Origin of the sequence: Streptomyces sp. NPDC016469 (genome assembly GCF_040632905.1) — a bacterium.
In the GTDB taxonomy this organism is placed as follows: domain Bacteria; phylum Actinomycetota; class Actinomycetes; order Streptomycetales; family Streptomycetaceae; genus Streptomyces.
In genome coordinates this window covers 1-2,679 of record NZ_JBEYCQ010000080.1, presented here as the reverse complement: position 1 = coordinate 2,679, position 2,679 = coordinate 1, and the positions used below count along the sequence as shown (strand labels likewise).

Here is a 2,679-nt window from a genome sequence, read left to right as displayed (position 1 = left end):
GACCGGGTGGTCATCCGTTTCGCGGGTGATTCGGGTGACGGCATGCAGCTCACGGGTGACCGGTTCACCTCGGAGACGGCGTCCTTCGGGAACGACTTGTCCACGCTGCCGAACTTCCCGGCCGAGATCCGTGCTCCTGCGGGCACGCTGCCGGGGGTTTCGTCGTTCCAGCTGCATTTCGCCGATCACGACATCCTGACGCCGGGTGACGCGCCGAACGTGCTGGTCGCGATGAACCCGGCGGCGCTGAAGGCGAACATCGCCGATGTGCCGCGCGGGGCCGAGATCATCGTGAACACCGACGAGTTCACGAAACGCCCGATGGCGAAGGTCGGCTACGAGACCAACCCGCTGGAGGACGGCTCGCTGGAGGCGTACAACGTCCATCCGGTGCCGCTGACGACGCTGACGATCGAGGCGCTGAAGGAGTTCGGGCTCTCCCGCAAGGAGGCCGAGCGCTCGAAGAACATGTTCGCGCTCGGGCTGCTGTCGTGGATGTATCACCGGCCGACCGAGGGCACCGAGGCGTTCCTGCGGGCGAAGTTCGCGAAGAAGCCGCAGATCGCCGAGGCGAACGTGGCCGCCTACCGGGCCGGGTGGAACTTCGGCGAGACGACGGAGGACTTCGCCGTCAGCTACGAAGTGGCCCCGGCCTCCCACGCCTTCCCCACCGGCACCTACCGCAACATCTCGGGGAACCTCGCCCTGGCCTACGGCCTGATCGCCGCCTCCCGTCAGGCGGACCTGCCGCTCTACCTCGGCTCGTACCCGATCACGCCGGCCTCGGACATCCTGCACGAGCTGAGCCGGCACAAGAACTTCGGCGTGCGGACCTTCCAGGCCGAGGACGAGATCGCGGGCATCGGTGCCGCGCTGGGCGCGGCGTTCGGCGGTTCCCTCGCCGTGACGACCACGTCGGGGCCGGGTGTGGCGCTGAAGTCGGAGACCATCGGGCTGGCGGTCTCGCTCGAACTGCCGTTGCTGATCGTGGACATCCAGCGCGGCGGCCCCTCGACCGGGCTGCCCACCAAGACCGAGCAGGCCGATCTGCTCCAGGCGATGTACGGGCGCAACGGCGAGGCCCCGGTCCCGATCATCGCCCCCCGCACCCCGGCCGACTGCTTCGACGCCGCCCTGGACGCCGCCCGCATCGCCCTGACCTACCGCACCCCGGTCTTCCTCCTCTCCGACGGCTACCTGGCCAACGGCTCCGAACCCTGGCGCATCCCGGAGCTGGACCAGCTGCCCGACCTGCGCGTCCAGTTCGCCGGCGGCCCCAACCACGAACTCGCCGACGGCACCGCAGTGTTCTGGCCCTACAAACGCGACCCCCAGACGCTCGCCCGCCCGTGGGCGGTCCCGGGCACGCCCGGTCTCGAACACCGCATCGGCGGCATCGAGAAACAGGACGGCACCGGCAACATCTCCTACGACCCCGCCAACCACGACCTCATGGTCCGCACCCGCCAGGCCAAGATCGACGGCATCCAGGTCCCGGACATCGAGGCCGACGACCCCGCGGACGCGGACACGCTGGTGCTGGGCTGGGGCTCGACATACGGACCCATCACCGCCGCCGTGCGCCGGCTGCGCGCCTCGGGACGCTCCATCGCCCAGGCCCACCTGCGCCACATCAACCCCTTCCCCCACAATCTGGGCGAGGTCCTGGCACGTTACGACAAGGTGGTCGTCCCCGAGATGAACCTCGGCCAGCTCGCCACCCTCATCCGCGCCAAGTACCTGACCGACGCCCACAGCTACAACCAGGTCAACGGCATGCCGTTCAAGGCCGAGCAGCTCGCCACCGCTCTTGAGGAGGCCATCGATGCCTGAGACGAACGAACTGCTCCAGCTCGTGCCCAAGGCCGAGGCCAAGCAGTCCATGAAGGACTTCAAGTCCGACCAGGAAGTGCGCTGGTGCCCCGGCTGCGGCGACTACGCCGTCCTCGCCGCCGTCCAGGGCTTCATGCCCGACCTCGGCCTCGCGAAGGAAAACATCGTCTTCATCTCCGGCATCGGCTGCTCCTCCCGCTTCCCGTACTACATGAACACCTACGGGATGCACTCCATCCACGGCCGCGCCCCCTCCATCGCGACCGGCCTGGCCACCTCGCGCCGCGACCTTTCCGTCTGGGTCGTCACCGGCGACGGCGACGCACTGTCCATCGGCGGCAACCACCTCATCCACGCCCTGCGCCGCAACGTGAACCTCAAGATCCTGCTCTTCAACAACCGGATCTACGGACTCACCAAGGGCCAGTACTCCCCCACCTCCGAACTCGGCAAGATCACCAAATCGACGCCGATGGGCTCACTCGACGCCCCCTTCAACCCGGTATCCCTCGCCATCGGCGCCGAGGCATCCTTCGTCGCGAGAACCGTCGACTCCGACCGCAAACACCTCACCAGCGTGCTCCGCGCCGCCGCCGACCACCCGGGCACAGCCCTCGTGGAGATCTACCAGAACTGCAACATCTTCAACGACGGCGCCTTCGAAGTCCTCAAGGACAAGGACCAGGCACAAGAAGCCGTCATCCGCCTGGAACACGGCCAGCCCATCGTCTTCGGCACGGAAGGCTCCAAGGGCGTCGTACGCGACCCGCTCACCGGCGACCTGAAGGTCGTCGCCGTCACCGAGGACAACAAGTCCCAGATCCTCGTCCACGACGCCCATGCCCC

2 protein-coding genes are annotated in these 2,679 nt (G+C 67.9%); both read left to right on the top strand.

All coding sequences use genetic code 11. From position 1 onward, the window contains the following. The coding region (locus tag ABZ565_RS35250; protein WP_361036380.1) for a 2-oxoacid:acceptor oxidoreductase subunit alpha at nt 1-1,833 on the top strand (1,833 nt) is incomplete at its 5' end. After that, a partial coding sequence (locus ABZ565_RS35245) for a 2-oxoacid:ferredoxin oxidoreductase subunit beta (protein ID WP_361036377.1) occupies nt 1,826-2,679 on the top strand: 854 nt, incomplete at its 3' end. The genes ABZ565_RS35250 and ABZ565_RS35245, both read left to right, overlap by 8 nt.